The organism is Brevundimonas sp. Br13 (genome assembly GCF_055391505.1).
The window spans coordinates 1,174,321-1,190,462 of the sequence record NZ_AP044008.1 but is presented as its reverse complement, the minus strand read 5'-3'; the positions used below and the strand labels follow the sequence as shown (position 1 = coordinate 1,190,462).

17 protein-coding genes are annotated in these 16,142 nt (G+C 69.8%); 10 read left to right on the top strand and 7 right to left on the bottom strand.

Going from position 1 to position 16,142, the window contains the following annotated elements; genetic code table 11:
* Positions 1–17: 17 nt before the first annotated feature.
* The 4 genes from ACZ5M6_RS05875 to ACZ5M6_RS05860 all read right to left on the bottom strand — a co-directional run bounded on the left by ACZ5M6_RS05875 (position 18) and on the right by ACZ5M6_RS05860 (position 3,741).
* Positions 18–446, bottom strand: coding sequence for a Ros/MucR family transcriptional regulator (locus ACZ5M6_RS05875; protein WP_054764874.1), 429 nt, complete (start codon positions 444–446; stop codon positions 18–20).
* A 149-nt stretch (positions 447–595) separates the two neighbouring features.
* Positions 596–1,816: a DUF2336 domain-containing protein gene (locus ACZ5M6_RS05870; RefSeq protein ID WP_464159893.1), complete on the bottom strand. Its 1,221-nt coding sequence runs from the start codon at positions 1,814–1,816 to the stop codon at positions 596–598.
* A 47-nt stretch (positions 1,817–1,863) separates the two neighbouring features.
* Positions 1,864–2,850 (bottom strand): cysteine synthase A, encoded by a 987-nt coding sequence (cysK, locus tag ACZ5M6_RS05865; protein ID WP_464159892.1) that lies wholly within the window; start codon positions 2,848–2,850, stop codon positions 1,864–1,866.
* A gap of 75 nt (positions 2,851–2,925) precedes the next feature.
* Complete coding sequence (locus ACZ5M6_RS05860; protein ID WP_464159891.1) at positions 2,926–3,741, bottom strand: LytTR family DNA-binding domain-containing protein; 816 nt, start codon at positions 3,739–3,741, stop codon at positions 2,926–2,928.
* Between the two features lie 161 nt (positions 3,742–3,902).
* On the opposite strand from ACZ5M6_RS05860, the gene ACZ5M6_RS05855 reads away from it, so the two are divergent.
* A complete protein-coding gene (locus ACZ5M6_RS05855) occupies positions 3,903–4,868 on the top strand; it encodes an alpha/beta hydrolase family protein (protein ID WP_464159890.1) in 966 nt (321 codons plus the stop codon).
* Positions 4,869–4,874: 6 nt separating this feature from the next.
* Here the strand turns inward: ACZ5M6_RS05855 and ACZ5M6_RS05850 are convergent, their stop codons facing one another.
* Positions 4,875–6,809, bottom strand: coding sequence for a methyl-accepting chemotaxis protein (locus tag ACZ5M6_RS05850; RefSeq protein WP_464159889.1), 1,935 nt, complete (start codon positions 6,807–6,809; stop codon positions 4,875–4,877).
* A gap of 153 nt (positions 6,810–6,962) precedes the next feature.
* Between ACZ5M6_RS05850 and ACZ5M6_RS05845 the strand changes: the two genes are divergently transcribed.
* A complete protein-coding gene (locus ACZ5M6_RS05845; protein ID WP_464159888.1) occupies positions 6,963–8,168 on the top strand; it encodes a carbohydrate porin in 1,206 nt (401 codons plus the stop codon).
* Here the strand turns inward: ACZ5M6_RS05845 and ACZ5M6_RS05840 are convergent.
* Positions 8,165–8,644 carry an Lrp/AsnC family transcriptional regulator gene (locus ACZ5M6_RS05840; protein WP_182714391.1) on the bottom strand — a complete coding sequence of 160 codons (480 nt, stop codon included), beginning with the start codon at positions 8,642–8,644 and terminating at the stop codon, positions 8,165–8,167. The genes ACZ5M6_RS05845 and ACZ5M6_RS05840 overlap by 4 nt on opposite strands.
* An 85-nt stretch (positions 8,645–8,729) precedes the next feature.
* Here ACZ5M6_RS05840 and ACZ5M6_RS05835 point away from each other — a divergent pair, with 85 nt between their 5' ends.
* From ACZ5M6_RS05835 to ACZ5M6_RS05820, 4 genes are all read left to right on the top strand, one after another.
* Positions 8,730–9,632 (top strand): DMT family transporter, encoded by a 903-nt coding sequence (locus ACZ5M6_RS05835; protein ID WP_333896296.1) that lies wholly within the window; start codon positions 8,730–8,732, stop codon positions 9,630–9,632.
* 64 nt (positions 9,633–9,696) lie between these two features.
* Positions 9,697–11,040, top strand: coding sequence for a flagellar protein export ATPase FliI (gene fliI / locus ACZ5M6_RS05830; RefSeq protein ID WP_464159887.1), 1,344 nt, complete (start codon positions 9,697–9,699; stop codon positions 11,038–11,040).
* Between the two features lie 4 nt (positions 11,041–11,044).
* Positions 11,045–11,455 (top strand): flagellar export protein FliJ, encoded by a 411-nt coding sequence (locus ACZ5M6_RS05825; RefSeq protein ID WP_054764866.1) that lies wholly within the window; start codon positions 11,045–11,047, stop codon positions 11,453–11,455.
* 181 nt (positions 11,456–11,636) lie between these two features.
* Positions 11,637–12,674, top strand: coding sequence for an endo-1,4-beta-xylanase (locus ACZ5M6_RS05820; RefSeq protein ID WP_464159886.1), 1,038 nt, complete (start codon positions 11,637–11,639; stop codon positions 12,672–12,674).
* A 55-nt stretch (positions 12,675–12,729) separates the two neighbouring features.
* Here the strand turns inward: ACZ5M6_RS05820 and ACZ5M6_RS05815 are convergent, their stop codons facing one another.
* The gene (locus ACZ5M6_RS05815; RefSeq protein ID WP_183216767.1) at positions 12,730–12,978 is read right to left on the bottom strand and encodes a hypothetical protein; all 249 of its coding nucleotides are present in this window, start codon (positions 12,976–12,978) and stop codon (positions 12,730–12,732) included.
* 195 nt (positions 12,979–13,173) lie between these two features.
* Here ACZ5M6_RS05815 and ACZ5M6_RS05810 point away from each other — a divergent pair, with 195 nt between their 5' ends.
* From ACZ5M6_RS05810 to ACZ5M6_RS05795, 4 genes are all read left to right on the top strand, one after another.
* Entirely contained in the window at positions 13,174–13,884 is a 711-nt protein-coding gene (locus ACZ5M6_RS05810; protein WP_054764863.1) for a response regulator, read from the top strand.
* Positions 13,872–15,218, top strand: coding sequence for an ATP-binding protein (locus ACZ5M6_RS05805; RefSeq protein ID WP_464159885.1), 1,347 nt, complete (start codon positions 13,872–13,874; stop codon positions 15,216–15,218). The genes ACZ5M6_RS05810 and ACZ5M6_RS05805 overlap by 13 nt, the downstream gene beginning before the upstream one ends.
* An 82-nt stretch (positions 15,219–15,300) precedes the next feature.
* Entirely contained in the window at positions 15,301–15,612 is a 312-nt protein-coding gene (locus tag ACZ5M6_RS05800; protein WP_152949607.1) for a type II toxin-antitoxin system HigB family toxin, read from the top strand.
* A 17-nt stretch (positions 15,613–15,629) separates the two neighbouring features.
* Positions 15,630–16,013 carry a helix-turn-helix domain-containing protein gene (locus ACZ5M6_RS05795; RefSeq protein WP_007390098.1) on the top strand — a complete coding sequence of 128 codons (384 nt, stop codon included), beginning with the start codon at positions 15,630–15,632 and terminating at the stop codon, positions 16,011–16,013.
* Positions 16,014–16,142 lie beyond the last annotated feature (129 nt).

The following is a 16,142-nucleotide window of genomic DNA, read 5'->3' as shown; positions in this document are numbered from 1 at the left end:
TACCAATCAGTCCGGGCTTACTTCTTGGCGCGCGGCGCGCGGGCCGGCTTACGGCCGCCCTGGCCCAGGCCCATCTGCTTGGCCAGTTCGGAACGCGCCTTGGCGTAGTTCGGCGCGACCATGGGATAATCCTTCGGCAGGTTCCACTTGGCGCGGTATTCTTCCGGGCTCATGTCGTATTTGGTGCGCAGATGGCGCTTCAGCGACTTGAACTTGCGGCCGTCTTCCAGGCAGATCAGGAAATCGGGGTTGATCGACTTGCGAATCGGCACCGCCGGTTCCTTGGGTTCCGGCTCGGCCTCGACCGGACCGCTCGAAACACCCGACAAGGCGGCGTGAATATTAGCGATCAACGCCGGAAGGGCCTCAGCCGTGACGGTGTTGTTGCCGACATAGGCCGATACGATGTCGGCGGTCATCTCGAGCAGTTCGGGCTTTTCTTCCATGCCTTGCGTCGCTTTCTGATTCTATTCAACTCGACTGAAACGCCAGCCGCGTTTTCACACCAGTCTCATAGAGTTATTGGTCGGCAAAAGCAATCGCAGAAGGAAACGCCGATTTTCGGCGGAAAAGCTTCGCGGAAAGCTGACAGGGATCAGCGGCCGAAGTCTTCGGCCAAGGCCAGCATCGCCGCTCGTTCCGGGGCTGAATATTCATCCACCTGTTCATCATCCCCGGCGCGAATAGCCTGCAACAGAGCCGGCGTAAGGGCCGATGACAGCGACCAGTTCCAGTAACGCAATACCGTCTGGGCCCGATCAACCGCCAGCAGGTCATAGGTGATCTGAACCCTCTCCCAGTCGGGATGAACCGAGCCGTCAGGCTGAACCTCGGGGCGACGCATGGATCTCCACAAGTTGTGGACGTCGGTCTTGGACAGACCGGTCGCCTTACACAATATGGCCAGGGGTTCCCCCCCCGTGTCGCCCAGGATCTTGGCCCCCGTCAGGGGTTTGATCCCGGACAGATAGGCGATTTCACTGGCGATCTCGCGCGACAGGCCGTCGCGGGCGGCCGTGGCGACCGCCTGTTCCAGACTGTCGAAGGGGCTCTTTTCGATAGCGGCGCGGTTGCGCTGGCGCCGTTCGATGAACTGCAGGGCCTTGCGCGCGACCGGATCGGCCCAGCCCTCGCTCGCCGCCATGGGAAAGACGTCCTCAGCGACCTCCTGCATGACGTCGCGCGAGACGCCGAAGCGCTGGAGGATGGTGCGCCGATCATCGGCGCCGCACCACCAGAACATCACATAGGCCCCCGACGGCCGCAGCTCCGGCCGTTTCAGCAGGCCGCCGCACAGGCCCGGGTGGGTCCGGCTGAGGGCCACCACCGTCTCGATCCCGGCCTGGGACAGGCGGGCGGTCGAGTTGCGCAGCAAGGTCTCGATCACCTCCGGCTCGCCGAAACCGACCAGGGTCTCGCAGACGATCTCCGACAGGCCGCGCCGCGCGGCCATGACGCGCCGGTGCTCGGAACCCGCGTCGCGGGCGCAGGCGACGAGGTCGGCGTCGCTGAGGGCGGCGCACTGTTCGATCAGCACCTGGGCGATCTCGATCTCGTCGCGCAGCAGCAGCCGGGCCAGGGCGTCGGGCAGTTCGGCCAGGGCGGCCAGCCGCCCCGCCACCCGGCGACGCTCCTCCGGCGAGGCGAGGCGCAGCATGTCGACCAGCAGGTCCCCGACCACCGACCGTTCGAAGGCGTTGATCCGGCTGGCGGGCAGGGAGACCACGTCGGCCAGCCGTTTCAGCAGGGCCCGGCGCGCCCTCAACGGCGGCGGCCCGGCCTCCTCTTCCTCGATCAAGGTTGGCGGCTGGCTCATGGCGCCACCCTAAAACCTGGCGGGTTAAGCCGAAGTATCGCCGATCCTCACAGGCCTTCGAACAGGGCGGTCGACAGATAGCGTTCGGCGAAGGAGGGGATGACCACCACGATGGTCTGGCCCGCGCTCTCGGGCCGGGCCGCCAGACGGAAGGCGGCGACCAGGGCCGCGCCCGAGCTGATGCCGACCGGAATTCCCTCCAGCCGGGCCGCCTTGCGGGCCATGTCGAAGGCCTCGTCGTTCGACACCTGCTCCACCCCGTCCACCACCGACGGATCATAGATGGCCGGGACGAAGCCGGCGCCGATGCCCTGGATCTTGTGCGGGCCCGGCGCGCCGCCGGACAGGACGGGCGAGGCCTCGGGCTCGACCGCGATCATGCGGATCGAGGGCTTCTTGGCCTTCAGGGCCTGGCCCACGCCCGAAATGGTGCCGCCGGTGCCGACGCCGGCGACCACCACATCCACCGCCCCGTCGGTGTCGTTCCAGATCTCCTCGGCCGTGGTGGCGCGGTGGATGGCGGGATTGGCCAGGTTTTCGAACTGGGACGGGCTGACGGCGCCGGGCGTGGAGGCCAGCAGCTCCTCGGCCCGGGCGATGGCGCCCTTCATCCCCTTTTCAGCCGGGGTCAGCTCCAGCTGGGCGCCCAGCAGGGCCAGCATCTTGCGCCGTTCGATCGACATGCTCTCGGGCATGCACAGGATCAGCTTCAGCCCCTTGGCGGCGGCGACGAAGGCCAGGGCGATGCCGGTGTTGCCGCTGGTCGGTTCGATCAGGACGGTCTCGGGCGTGATCTTGCCCGCCGCCTCCAGCGCCTCGACCATGGCCACGCCGATCCGGTCCTTCACAGACGCGATCGGGTTGAAGAACTCCAGCTTGGCCAGGACCGTCGCCCCTTCGACCGGCGCCAGCTTGGCCGACAGGCGCGGCAGCCGCACCAGGGGGGTGTCGCCGATGGTGTCGACGATGGTGTCATAGACCTTGCCCCGGCCCTTCTTCACGTGACGGGACGCATCATAGTGGAAGTCGGACATGGGGCGGGCTCCGGGGTAGGGGACGGGTCGTTCAGGATGCGTAACAGATAGACGGCGCGTCCGATCCGCAAGGGGTCAGAGGCGATGATTTCTCTTGCCCGCGCTCAGTTCCGGCGCCGCCAGCCAGCCCTCGGCCCGCAAGGGGGCGACGCGGGCGCGTGAGACCGGGGCCGTCAGCCCGCCCTTCAGCTTCAGGACCAGATTGCGGCCGTCCTCCACCACCCCGACCACGGCGGCCGTCGCCACCCACCAGGAGCGGTGGGTCTGACGCCCGTCCAGATCCGCCAGGCCGGCCATGGCCTGGGACAGGGACATCAGCACCAGTTCCGAACCCAGCGGGGTGTGGAGGCGGACATAATGGTCCTCCATCTGCAGGCACAGAACCTCGCGCCCCAGGCGGGCGGGCAGGCGGTCGCGGGGATCGGCCGAGGCGGGCGCCGGGCCGGACTCCCGCCGGACGTCCTGGTCTCGGATCGGCCGCCGGGCCAGCAGCCACAGGATCGCGCCCGTCGCCACGGCCCCGACGATCAGGCTTTGCCCATACCATTCCAACAGCCCGACCTCGAAGGTGCGGCCCCAAACGAGGCGCGCCAGTCCCCGGCTGATCAGGGTCATCGGCGCCGCCAGGCCGGCGACCGCCAGCGGCGCCCACAGCCAGGGCGAAAGACCTCGCCTGAACGCCCAGCGCGCGATCAGGGGCAGGGCCAGGCCGAACAGAAGCCAGCCCGCCCACAGGCTGGCGGTCCAATAGACGATCCGCACCGTCGCCGGTCCGTTCATATAGGAGCCGAACGGGCCGATCAGGCCCAGCAGCACGCCCAGGGCCGTGGCGACGCCCAGCCCCAGCCGCGCCGCCCGCCAGACGTCCGTTCGCGAATCCCCGATCTTCATCCGTCTGTTCTAACCCCGGAACGGCCTTTGCGGAATCGGCCGACCGCCTGCGCCCGTTCGCCCGGCGGCGAACCCGTTCGCCCATTGGCGCAAAGCCGGATGCGGACCACCCCCGCCCCGGCCAGAAGGCGGACCGCAACCGCCGCAAACGAGGCTCCGACATGCTCCTGACCGCCGCCCTTCTGACCGCCGCCCTGACCCTTCAGGTCCAGCCGACGCCCCCGGTCCCTCAGCCCCCGACGCCCGCCGCACCCCCGTCCGAGGCCGCCGTCGCCTTCGCCCGTCTGGAGATCCCGGACGGCGCCGGCCCGGTGATCGAGGCGGGGGTCTGGACGCCCGGCGCAGACGGCGGCGCCCGACGCCCCCTGATCGTCATTTCCCACGGCAACGGCGGCGATTTCCGCAGCCATGAGGCGACGGCCCGCGCCCTGGCCCAGGCGGGCTTCGTCGTCGCCGCCCTGACCCATACGGGCGACAACTGGCGCGACCAGAGCCGGGCGACCGACGTGGCCCAGCGCCCGCGCCAGCTTCGCGTCCTGATCGACTATCTGCTGAGCGACTGGACCGGCCGGACGGCGATCGACGCCGACCGCATCGGCGCCTTCGGCTTTTCCGCAGGCGGCTTCGCCGTCCTGACCGCAGCGGGCGGCGAGCCCGACCTGGGCCGGATCGGCGACCACTGCCGCGCCCACCCGGCCTTCTACGACTGCGGCCTGATCGCCGCCCGTGGCGCGCCGAAGACGGATCAGACCTGGGTGCATGACCGACGGATCAAGGCCGTGGCCGCCGCCGCCCCCGCCCTGGGCTTCGCCTTCACCCGCCAGGGCCTGTCGGGGGTCGCCCAGCCGGTCCAGCTGTGGCGGGGCGAAAACGACCGGGTCCTGCCCAGCCCCTTCTACGCCGAACCGGTGCGCGACGCCCTGCCCCGTCCGCCGGAATACCGGTCGATCCCCGGCGCCGGCCATTTCGACTTCTTGCCGCCCTGTTCGGCGCGCCTGGCCGAACTGGCGCCGGCCATCTGCGCCCCCACTCCCGGCTTCGACCGCGCCGCCTTCCAGCAGACCTTCAACCGCGACCTGATCGCCTTCTTCCGCCGCACCCTGACGGCGCCGGGCGGCGGGCGCTGAGTCGCCTCAGAACGCCTCCCAGCCGTCCTCGTCCGGGGCGGCGGAGGGGGCGGGGGCGGCGCCGCCGCGGCCGACGCTCTTCAAGGCCGTGACGGCGGCCGAGGGGGACGGCGGGGGGGTGACCGCGACGGGCGCCGGGGTGGAAACGCGAGGCGCGGCGGCGCCGACCTTGAAGCGGGCGACGGCGGCGTGCAGGCCGTCGGCTTCCTGGGACAGGGCGTGGCTGGCGGCGGTGGACTGTTCGACCATGGCGGCGTTCTGCTGGGTCATCTGGTCCATCTGATTGACGGCCGTATTGACCTCGGCCAGGCCGGTGGCCTGTTCGGCGGCCGAGGCGGAGATCTCGGTCACCAGCCCCTCGATCTGGGCCACATGGGCCACGATCCGGTCCAGGGCCGCGCCGGTCTCGGTCACCAGTTTGACGCCCGAGCCGACCTGGACGGTCGACTGGGTGATCAGCCCCTTGATCTCCTTGGCGGCGTCGGCCGAACGTTCGGCCAGGGCGCGCACTTCGGAGGCCACCACGGCGAAGCCGCGGCCGCTTTCGCCCGCACGGGCCGCCTCGACGCCGGCATTCAGGGCCAGGAGATTGGTCTGGAAGGCGATCTCGTCGATGACGCCGATGATCTGGCTGATCTGGCTGGACGAGCGTTCGATCTCGCCCATGGCGGCGACGGCGTCGCGCACCACCGAACCGCTCTTGTCGGCGTCGTTGCGGGCGGCCTGGACGGCGCCGGCGGCCTCGACTGCGCCCGCGGCGGTGGCGCGAACCGTAGCCGTCACCTGATCCAGGGCGGCGGCGGTCTCCTCCAGGCTGGCGGCCTGCTGTTCGGTGCGGCGCGACAGGTCGTCGGCGGCCTTGGCGATTTCGGCGGCGCCCGCATTGATGGCGCCCGTATTGGCGGCGATGGTGGCGATGGCCTGTTGCAGCCCGTCCACCGCCCCGTTGAAGTCGGTGCGCAGCCGTTCATAGGCGGCCGGGAAGGGATCGACGATGCGATAGGTCAGGTCGGCGCGCGCCAGGGCCTCCAGCCCATGGCCCAGGCCGGCGACGATGGCGGCCTGTTCGCGGGCGGTCGCCTCGCGCATCGCCTCGTCTGCGCGGCGGCCCTCTTCGTCCTTCAGCCGCAGTTGTTCGGCCTGATCGGCCTCGGCCCGGACGCGGGCGGCGATCAGGGCCTGGATGTCGACCACGGCGCGGGCGATGTCGCCGATCTCGTCCTTGCGGGCGGCCTCGCCCAGCTTGACCTCGGTCCGGCCCTGGGCCAGGGCGCGCAGATCGTCGGTCAGGCGGCGGATCGGCGCCACCATGCCGCGCACCCCCGCCAGGATCAGGCCGGCGCTGATCAGCATGGCGGCGATGACGGCCGCGATCATGACGATGCGGCTGACGGCGGCCGTCGCCTCGGCGGCGGCGGCGTCGGACTGGGCCTCGGCCTCGATCTTCTCGGCGGCGGCGCCCATGGCGGTTTCCAGCACGCCGAACTGTTCCTGGAACTCGCCCATGCGCCGCTGGGCGGCGGCGGGATCGGCTTCAGCCAGATCGACCATCTGGCCCGCAGCCTGGACATAGGTGCGAAGCGGCGCCTCCACCTCCAGAAGAGCGGCCTTCAGCTCGGGATCGGTGGCCAGCTGCGTGTTTTCGGCGACGGCGGCCTCGAACGTCTCGCGGTGCTCCTTCAACCCGGCCTTCATCTCGGCGGGATCGACGCCGTTGGCCGGGTCCGACGACAGCAGCGCCCCGAAGACGTCGGAGCGCAGGGCGTCGTGCATCATGTCGGCCTGCATATGGTTGCGCAGGATCGAGGCCGAGACCGTCGCCCGGTCCAGGGCGTCGCCCAGGTCGGCGTTCATCTTCAACCCCAGGCCGGCGGTGCCGACGGAGAGGACCAGGACCGCGATCCCGGTCGCCGTCACCTTCTTGCCGATCGTCCAGTTCATCGCGCGCGCTCCCACACAATTCCGAACGGGGTTACGGGAGTTTGGGTTAACGCGCCGTTGCCGGTCCGATACGGCTTGCCCCCAATGTAATGCGAAGGTCCGTGTTCACCTTCCGAAGCTAGGCTGGAGGTTCAACATCACGGACTTCCGGCCATGCAGAATGCTAAGCCCCGCTCCCTTCTCCGCCGTCTGGCGGCCCTGGCCGGTCTGGCCGCCGTCGCGGCGCCGACCTTCGCCCTGGCCCAGGCCGAGACGGAGATCGAACCGACCTGGGCCTTCGCGGCCGAGTACGCCGCCGACGTCACGGGAGTCGTCTTGGGCGGGGCCGCGCGGGCGGGCCGCTATCTGGACAATCTGAGCGTCAGCCTGGACGGGGATCTGGAACGGGCCTGGGGCTGGCGCGGCGCGCGGCTGCATCTGTCGGGCCTTTACAACGGCGGGGGCGAACCCAACGCCCTGGCCGGAACCCTGCAAGGGGTCGACAATATCGAGGTCTCCGCCCAGGGCGCACGACTGTACGAAGCCTGGATCGAACAGGACCTGGGCTGGGGAAGCCTGCTGGGCGGCCTGTATGACCTGAACAGCGAATTCTACGCCACCGAGGCCTCGGACCTGCTGCTGGCGCCGCCGTTCGGCATCGGCTCGGAACTGGCCTCCACCGGTCCGAACGGCCCGGCCATCTTCCCCTCCACCTCCCTGGCCGCGCGGCTGCGGATCGGGAACGTCGAGACCTTTTACGCCCAAGCCGCCGTGATCAACGCGGACGCCCGCACCATCGGCGACCGGGGCGGGGTGGCCACCACCCTGGATCACGGCGTCCTGGGGATCGTCGAGGTCGGGGGCCGCGTCAACGGGGCGGGCCGCTACGCCGTCGGCGTCTGGCGCTATGACCAGCATCAGGACGACATCCGCGACCTGACGCCCGAGGGCGAACCGGCCCAGAGCCTGGCGCGCGGCGCCTACGCCCTGGCCGAGGGGCGGGTCTATGGGACGGCGAACCCGGACGGGCCCCAGGTCGATCTGTTCGGCCGGATCGGCGCCTCGGACGGGGACACCACCGATTTCGAAGGCGGCTGGCAGGCCGGCGTCCTGGTCAGCCAGGTCTGGGCGGGCCGCCCCGACAGCCAGGTCTCCTTCGGCGTCCATCAGGGCTGGCTGTCCGACAAGGGCCGCGCCAACATCGCCGACGCCGGCGACGACCCCGCCCATTACGAAGAGGGGCTGGAGCTGACCTACGCCGACCGGATCGGCCGTTTCACCCTCCAGCCGGACGTCCAGCTGATCCGCTACGCCGGGGGTCTGCGCGACGCCGACACGGTGGTGGTGGTCGCGCTGCGGGTCACGACCGCCCTCTATTAATCCACCACGGCGCGGGCGGGGTCGAAGCCGACCACCTCGCGGATCACGATCATGCTGCGATAGCTGCGGACCCCCTTTTCCGGGACCAGTTCGCGGATGCCGAAGGCTTCGTAATCGGCCATGGTCGGGACGGCCACGGTCAGCAGATAGTCGGTCTCGCCCGTCACGTCCCAGGCGCCCTGGACCTCGGGACTGGCCCTCATGGCCTGCTGGAAGGCGGTCATGACCTTGCGGTCCTGAGTGTTCATCTCGACCAGCACATGCAGGACGATGCGCGGCTTGATCCGGGCCGGATCGACCAGGGCGACGTCGGCGACGATGACCCCTTCGGCCCGGAGGCGCCGCATCCGCCGCAGCACCGCCGATTCCGACAGGCCCACCGCCTGGGCCGTGACCCGCGCCGGCTCCTGATTGTCGCGCCGCGCCCGCGCCAGCAGCCGCCGGTCAAACTCGTCCAGGGTGACGAAATCCGTCATATCATGCTCTTTAACGCCGCTTTTCGGCGCAAGGAGGCCGGAAATCGGCGAGATACGCAAGCGGCTTTGGGCTATCTCTCGTCCCATGACCGCGCCCAGCCTGAGCCCGAGCCTGCAGTCCCCGCTGATCGCGCGGCTGATCCCCTACGCCGCCCTGTTCGCGGGGATGATGATCCTGGCGGGGGGCACATCCTTCGCCAAGAGCCTGTTTCCGCTGATCGGGGCGCAGGGGGCCACCGCCTATCGCGTCGGGATCTCGGCCCTGCTGCTGGTTCTGGTGTTCCGGCCCTGGCGGTTCGCCCTGACCCGGGCCGATCTGAAGGCCGTCGTCCTGTACGGCGCCGTCCTGGGGGCCATGAATCTGAGCTTCTACATGGCGCTGCGCACCATTCCGCTGGGCGTGGCCATCGCCATCGAATTCATCGGGCCGCTCAGCCTGGCCCTGATCCATTCGCGCCGGCCGATCCATTTCGTCTGCGTCGGCTTTGCGGTGCTGGGCCTGGGCCTGCTGCTGCCGCTGAAGGGCGGGGCGGGATCGCTGGACCCGGTCGGCGTGGCCCTGGCCGCCTTCGCCGGCCTGTGCTGGGCGCTGTACATCATCTTCGGCAAGCGGCTGACCCATCTGCATCCGGGCCAGTCGGTGGCCCTGGGCATGAGCGTGGCGGCGATGGTCGTCGTCCCCTTCGGCCTCGCCCACGCCGGGGCGGCCCTGTTCAACCCGGCCATCGTCGTCGCCGGCCTGGCCGTGGCGATCTTCTCCAGCGCCCTGCCCTATTCGCTGGAGATGGTGGCCCTGCGCGGCATTCCCAAACGCACCTTCGGCGTGGTGCTCAGCGCCGAACCCGCCATCGGCGCCCTGGCCGGGCTGATCGTCCTGCACGAACATCTGACCGGCCAGCAATGGATCGCCATCGCCGCCATCGTCATCGCCTCGGTCGGGGCCATTGCGACGACGCGGGAGACGCCGGTCGCAGGAGATCCGGTTTAGCCCCCCTTCACCCCCCGTTAACCATGATGGCGCAAACGGTTAACGCCTGTTTCTGGGGTTCGTCTTGCATAATCTCGTCGCCGCCGTCGAAGCGATCGACCCCCTGGTCGTCACCGGCAAGGTCGCGGGGGTGTCGGGCCTGCTGATCGAGTCGCGAGGCGGGCTGTCGCGGCTGGCGGTCGGGGCGCGGGCCGAGATCGGGCGGCGCGGGCTGGAGCCCCTGCCGGCCGAGGTGGTGGGGTTCCGCGACGCCAAGGCCCTGTTGATGCCGTTCGGCCCGGTCGAGGGGGTGGCGCCCGGCGCCGAGATCCGCATCGTCGATCAGGCGGCCAGCGTGCGCCCGACCACCGCCTGGCTGGGCCGGATCATCGACGCCTTCGGCAATCCGATCGACGGCCTGGGCCCCCTGCCCCAGGGACCGGCGCCCTATCCCCTGCGCACGCCCCCGCCCCCGGCCCATTCGCGCGGCCGGGTGGGCGAGCGGCTGGACCTGGGGGTACGGGCCATGGACGTCTTCACCACCACCTGCCGGGGCCAGCGGCTGGGCATCTTCGCGGGTTCCGGCGTGGGCAAGTCGGTGCTTTTGTCCATGCTGGCCAAACAGGCCAGCTGCGACGCGGTCGTGGTCGGCCTGATCGGCGAACGGGGCCGCGAAGTGCGCGAGTTCGTTGAAGAGACCCTGGGCGAAGAGGGGCTGAGACGCGCCGTCGTCGTGGTCGCCACCAGTGACGAGCCGGCCCTGAAACGCCGCCAGTCGGCCTATATGACCATGGCCATCGCCGAATATCTGCGCGACCAGGACCTGGAGGTCCTGTGCCTGATGGACAGCGTCACCCGTTTCGCCATGGCCCAGCGCGAGATCGGCCTGGCGGCGGGCGAGCCGCCGACGACCAAGGGCTATACCCCCACCGTCTTCACCGAACTGCCCAAGCTCTTGGAGCGGGCCGGGCCGGGGCCGATCCGGCCCGACGGCACGACCGCAGCCCCCATCACCGCCCTGTTCACCGTCCTGGTGGACGGGGGCGACCATGATGAGCCCATAGCCGACGCGGTTCGAGGCATTCTGGACGGCCATATCGTGATGGACCGCAAGATCGCCGAGCGTGGACGTTTCCCCGCCATCGACGTGCTGAAGTCGGTCAGCCGGACCATGCCCGCCTGCCAGACCCCGCCCGAGCGCGAGCTGAACAAGCGCGCCCGCCAGTGTCTGTCGGCCTATGGCAATATGGAGGAGCTGATCAAGATCGGCGCCTATCGCACCGGCGCAGACCCGATCGTGGACCGGGCCATCGCCCTGAACCCCGCGCTGGAAGAGTTTCTGAGCCAGGACAAGGACGACGTCACCCGTCTTTCCGATTCCTTTACCCGGCTGGAGACTATTCTGAACCAAGGCATGATCAGAGAGTGACGAAATGACCGCTTGGGCCCAATCCCTGATCCGCATCTCCAACTATGAGGTCGAAACCCTCCAGAAGCGCCTGGCCGAGGTCAGCGCGCGCCGGGCCACGGCCGAGATGCGGCTGGCGGTTCTGGACGCCGAGGTCGAGGTGGAGCGCGAGCGCGCGCGCCTGGACGCCGACGCCAATATGATGCTGGCCGCCTATCTGAACGGCTGGAAGGCCCGCCGCGCCGCCGCCGAAAGCGATCTGAGCGTCATCGACGCCGAAGAGGCCGGGGCCCGCGACGCCCTGACGGGCGCCTTCGAAGAGCTGAAGAAGTTCGAACACGTCGCCGAAACCACCCGGCTGAACAAGCTGATCGCCATCGCCAAGCGCGAAACCGCCGCCTTCGACGAGCTGGGCCTGCGGAAGCGTGCGGTCTGAGGACTCTCAGACCTTCCCCCGCTTGCGGGGGAAGTGTCAGCTCGTCGAGCGGAGCGAGACGGCTGACGATGGGGGAAGTCTTCTGTTGAGCAGCACTTCCCTCTCCGATCCTGGTTCGCTTCGCGAACGCCGGGCCACCTCTCCCGCAAGCGGGAGAGGGTTTGGTCTCTCTCGCCGCGCCGTGATCGCCTCGTCGCTGGCCCTGGCCGCCTGCGACCGCACCTCGGCCGAACCGACGCCGCCGAACCTTCCCGCGCTGAAGTCCGTCGCCCCCGCCCCGTTCGGCACGGCGATCAAGGCGATGCAGATCGACGACCCCGACTGGGTCGCCCTGGCCCGCGCCCAGGTCTCTCAACTCACGCCCGAGTGGGAGATGAAGATGGAATATGTCCTGGCCGACGGGCTGGACCGGCCCCGGTTCGACCGGTCGGACCGGATCGCCGCCTTCGCTGCCCGCAACGGCATGGCCCTGCACGGCCACACCCTGATCTGGTATTCGCAAGGGGCCGAGGCCTTTGCGGGCCTGTCCGGCGCGGCCTTCGACCGGGCCTTCGACGGCTATGTCGCCGCCGTGGCCGGCCGGTATCGCGGCAAGGTCCGCAGCTGGGACGTGGTCAATGAGCCGATTCTGGACGACGGCTCGGGCCCGCGCGACTGCCACTGGAGCGCCCGATACGGCCACGACGGCTATATTCTGCGCGCCTTCGAACAGGCGCGGGCGGCCGATCCGGACGCGGTGCTGTTCCTCAACGAATACAATCAGGAAAGCGTGCCGGCCAAGGGCGTCCAGTTCCTGAAACTGGTCGAGCGGCTGTTGAAGGCGGGGTGTCCGCTTCAGGGGCTGGGGCTGCAGTCGCATCTTTGGATCGACATCCCCGAGGGGGCGATCAGCGCCTTCATGCGCGAGGCGGCCCAGTTCGGCCTGCCGATCCATGTGTCGGAGCTGGACTGCACCTTGCGGACCGAGAACCGGCTGGACCTGCGCGGCGCGGGTCAGCGCACGACCTTGCAGACGGCGCGGGTGCGGGAGTTGGCGGAGGCCTTTACAGCTCTGCCGGCGGCCCAGAGGTTCGCCTTCACCGTCTGGGGTCTGCGCGACACCGACAGCTGGTATCGTCAGGGCGACAAGGACGACGGGCGCGACCGGCCCCTGCCCTTCGACGGCGCGGGACGACCGGGGCCGATGGCGGCGGCCTTGGCCCAGGGGTTCACGGACTGAAAAAGACCGGCTTCGGGCGGTCGGCCGGGAGACCGCCCGAAGTCGGATCAGGGTCTCAGGACTTCTTCTTGGCCGTTTGAGCCGGGGTCTCGGCGCGCTGATGACGGCTGTGGCGGGCCGGGCGCTGCGGACGGGCGGCCGAGGTCGTCGAATGGGCGGTCGAGGCGGTCGCGGCCGGGGCGCGGCCAGCGGCGGCGGCCGAAGCGGGGGCCGAGGCGGGGACGGTTCCGGCGAAGGCGGCGCCGCTGCTCAGGGCGACGACGGCCAGGGCGCCCAGGACGGCGGAGGTGCGGAAGGATTTCATCTGAAGTCTCTCTGTGTTGAGAACGTCCGTTCGTTTCGGACGACCCGTTTCTCGACGCCGGCTCCGGCGGGCGATGGGCGGTTCGGTGTCGGCCCGTGTCGGCGGGGCGGAGATTTGTGTCCGACTGTGTCGGCCGCCTTTTCGCCATCAGCCGGGCGGACAGAGACGACCGACCCGCCACGCTGAACCCGCCCCATGACCGCCGCCCCGCCCGTGCTTCTGGTCGTCGACGACGACCGCGATATCCGCACCCTTCTGGCCGATCATCTGGAGCAGCACGGCTTTCGCACCTTAAAGGCGGCCGACGGCCGGGCGGCCAAGGCGGCGCTGGAGGCCGGGCCGGTCGATCTGGTGGTGCTGGACCTCAATCTGCCGGACGAGGACGGCCTAAGCCTGTGCCGCGCCATCCGGGCGACGTCGCGGACCCCGGTCATCATGCTGACGGCGCGGGGCGATCCGATCGACCGGATCGTGGGGCTGGAGATGGGGGCCGACGACTATATGGCCAAGCCGTTCGAGCCGCGCGAGCTGGTGGCCCGCATCCGCACCGTCCTGCGCCGCGCCCGCCCGGAGGCCGAGCCGGTCCAGGGGCGCTGCGCCCAGTTCGCCGGCTGGTCCCTGGACGTCGCCGCCCGCAGCCTGACGGCGCCGGACGGGCGGGTGGCGCCCTTGTCCGGGGCCGATTTCGACCTGCTGCACGCCCTGGTCCGAAACGGCGGGCGGCCCCTGTCGCGCGAGCGCATCCGCGCCCTGTCCACCGTCGCCGACGCCGACGACCGGGCGGTCGATCTGAGGGTCAGCCGCCTGCGTCAGAAGCTGGGCGACGACGCCAAGAACCCGGTCCTGATCCGCACGGTGCGCAGCCTGGGCTATATGTTGTCGGGGCCGGTGACGTGGCGCGCCTAGGCCGGGGCGTGAGGCGGGGGCTGGGCGGCGCCGTTGACGGATCCACGGTCCGGCTGTTCGCCCTGGTGCTGGTGGGCGCCCTGGCGGCGGCGGCGGTGACCTTTCTGGCGCTTCAGCTGGGCCGTCATCACTGGCTGAAACAGGCCCATGACTTCACCACGGCCGAGCGGATCGGCGACCTGGCCCAGGCCGACGACGATCCGGCCGCCGCCGTGGCCGTGGCCCTGACCCCGGCCGAGGGACAGCGGCGCGGGCCGCCCGACCCCGCCCTGACCCAGGCGGTGGCCCAGGCCCTGGCCCGACGCGGCGTGACCGGGGTCAAGGTGCGGGCCTATGAGGCGGCCAAGGCCGCCTGCGGCGCCCAGGCGGACGCGGCCCTTCGCTGTCGCATCCTGACCCTCGATCCCCAGGACGGAACGGCCGTGGCCCCTGTGGCGGTCAGCCTGCCGCCCGCCCCGCGGCCCTGGAGCCTGGGGCGCGACAGCGCACTGTTGCTGGCTGTCGGCCTGGCGACGGTGGCGGCGACGGCCTGGCTGGCCTCACGCCGGGCGGCGGCGCCCCTGGCGCGGCTGTCGGCCGGGGCCGAGGCCCTGGGCCGGGACCTGGACGGCCCGCCCCTGGCGGTGGAGGGGACGCGCGAGGTGCGCCAGGCGGCCATGGCGCTGAACGCCATGCAGACCCGGCTTCAGGCCCTGATCGCCGAACGGGCCCGCGTCCTGGCCGCCGTGGCCCACGATCTTCAGACGCCCCTGACCCGGCTGAGGCTGCGGGTCGAAAAGGTGGCGGACGAGACCCTGCGCGCCCAGCTGATTGCGGATCTGGCGGCCATGCAGCATCTGGTCCGCGAGGGGCTGGACCTGGCGCGGCTGGAGACCCGGATCGAGCCGGTCGTCCCGGTCGATCTGGACGCCCTGCTGTCGGCCCTGTGCGAGGATGCGGCCGAGGCGGGACAGCCGGTCGTCTTCGTTAAGGGCTGCGGGGCGGTGCGGCCGACCCGGCCCCTGGCTCTGAGGCGGTGCCTGACCAATCTGATCGACAACGCCGTGCGCCACGGCGGCGATGCGGCGGTCAGGGGCGAAGCGCAGGCAGGGACGGTGCGGCTGATCGTGCGCGACCACGGGCCGGGCGTCCCCGAAGACCGGCTGGAGGCCCTGTTCGAGCCCTTCTACCGGCTGGACCCGTCGCGGTCGCGCGACAGCGGCGGCTCGGGCCTGGGCCTGACCATCGCCCGCCGCATGGCCGAGATCGCCGGCGGCCGCCTGACCCTGGCCAATGCGGCGGACGGGGGGATGGAGGCGACGGTGACCTTCGCGCCGGACGAAAAACAGGGCTGATCGACAGGTGTCGGCCAACCCTTGAGTTCCCATATTGGAAACTTCTCCTTGTTTCCAGATTGGAAACATGCGATACGAATCCATGAACGTGATCGCGAAATCAGCCCTGGTGAAGTTCTGGGAGGCCCAGCCGAAGGGCAAGCCCCAGGACACGGCGAAGGCGGCGATGATCGAGTGGCACACCGCCGCCTCGGACGCCGACTGGAGCAACTTCGCAGAGCTGAAGGCCACCTTCAGCAGCGCCGACTATGTGGTGGACGGCAAGATCGTCTTCGACGTGGGCGGCAACAAATACCGGATCGTCGGTCTGGTGGGGTTTCGGGCCAAGAGGATTTTCATCCTCTTCGTCGGGACTCACGCCGAATACGACAAGATCGATGTGGCGAAACTATAGGATTGGAGAGAGCGAAGATGACGATGGACATGAGCACGATCCGCACCCTGGCTGACGAGGCCGAATACCAAGCGGCGCTGAAGGCGGTGCGGCCCTATTTCGAGAACGAACCTGCTGAAGGCTCCGAGGCGGCCGCCCATTACGACGCCCTGGTCCTGCTGATCGAGGACTATGAGCGCCGGCACTATCCAATCCCACGGGCCGAGCCGGTCGATGTGCTGAAGTTCGTCATGCAGGCGAACAACTATACGCAGTCAGATCTGACCGAGATCCTCGGCTCCAAGGCGCGCGCCTCCGAGCTGCTGAACGGCAAGCGGGAGATCAACCTCGATCAAATCCGAAAGATCAGCCGGGCTTGGCGGATTCCGGCCGGATCGCTTGTCGGCGACTTAGCCGCCTAACACGGTCAAGGGCACCCATGTCCTCCACGCCAGGAACACAACTAGAAGCGACATCGGTCCTGCTCACCACCAGATCGCCCAGCTGCATCCGAACGCCCGGTTCGCAGCCTCTAAAGGCTTAAAGCCCTT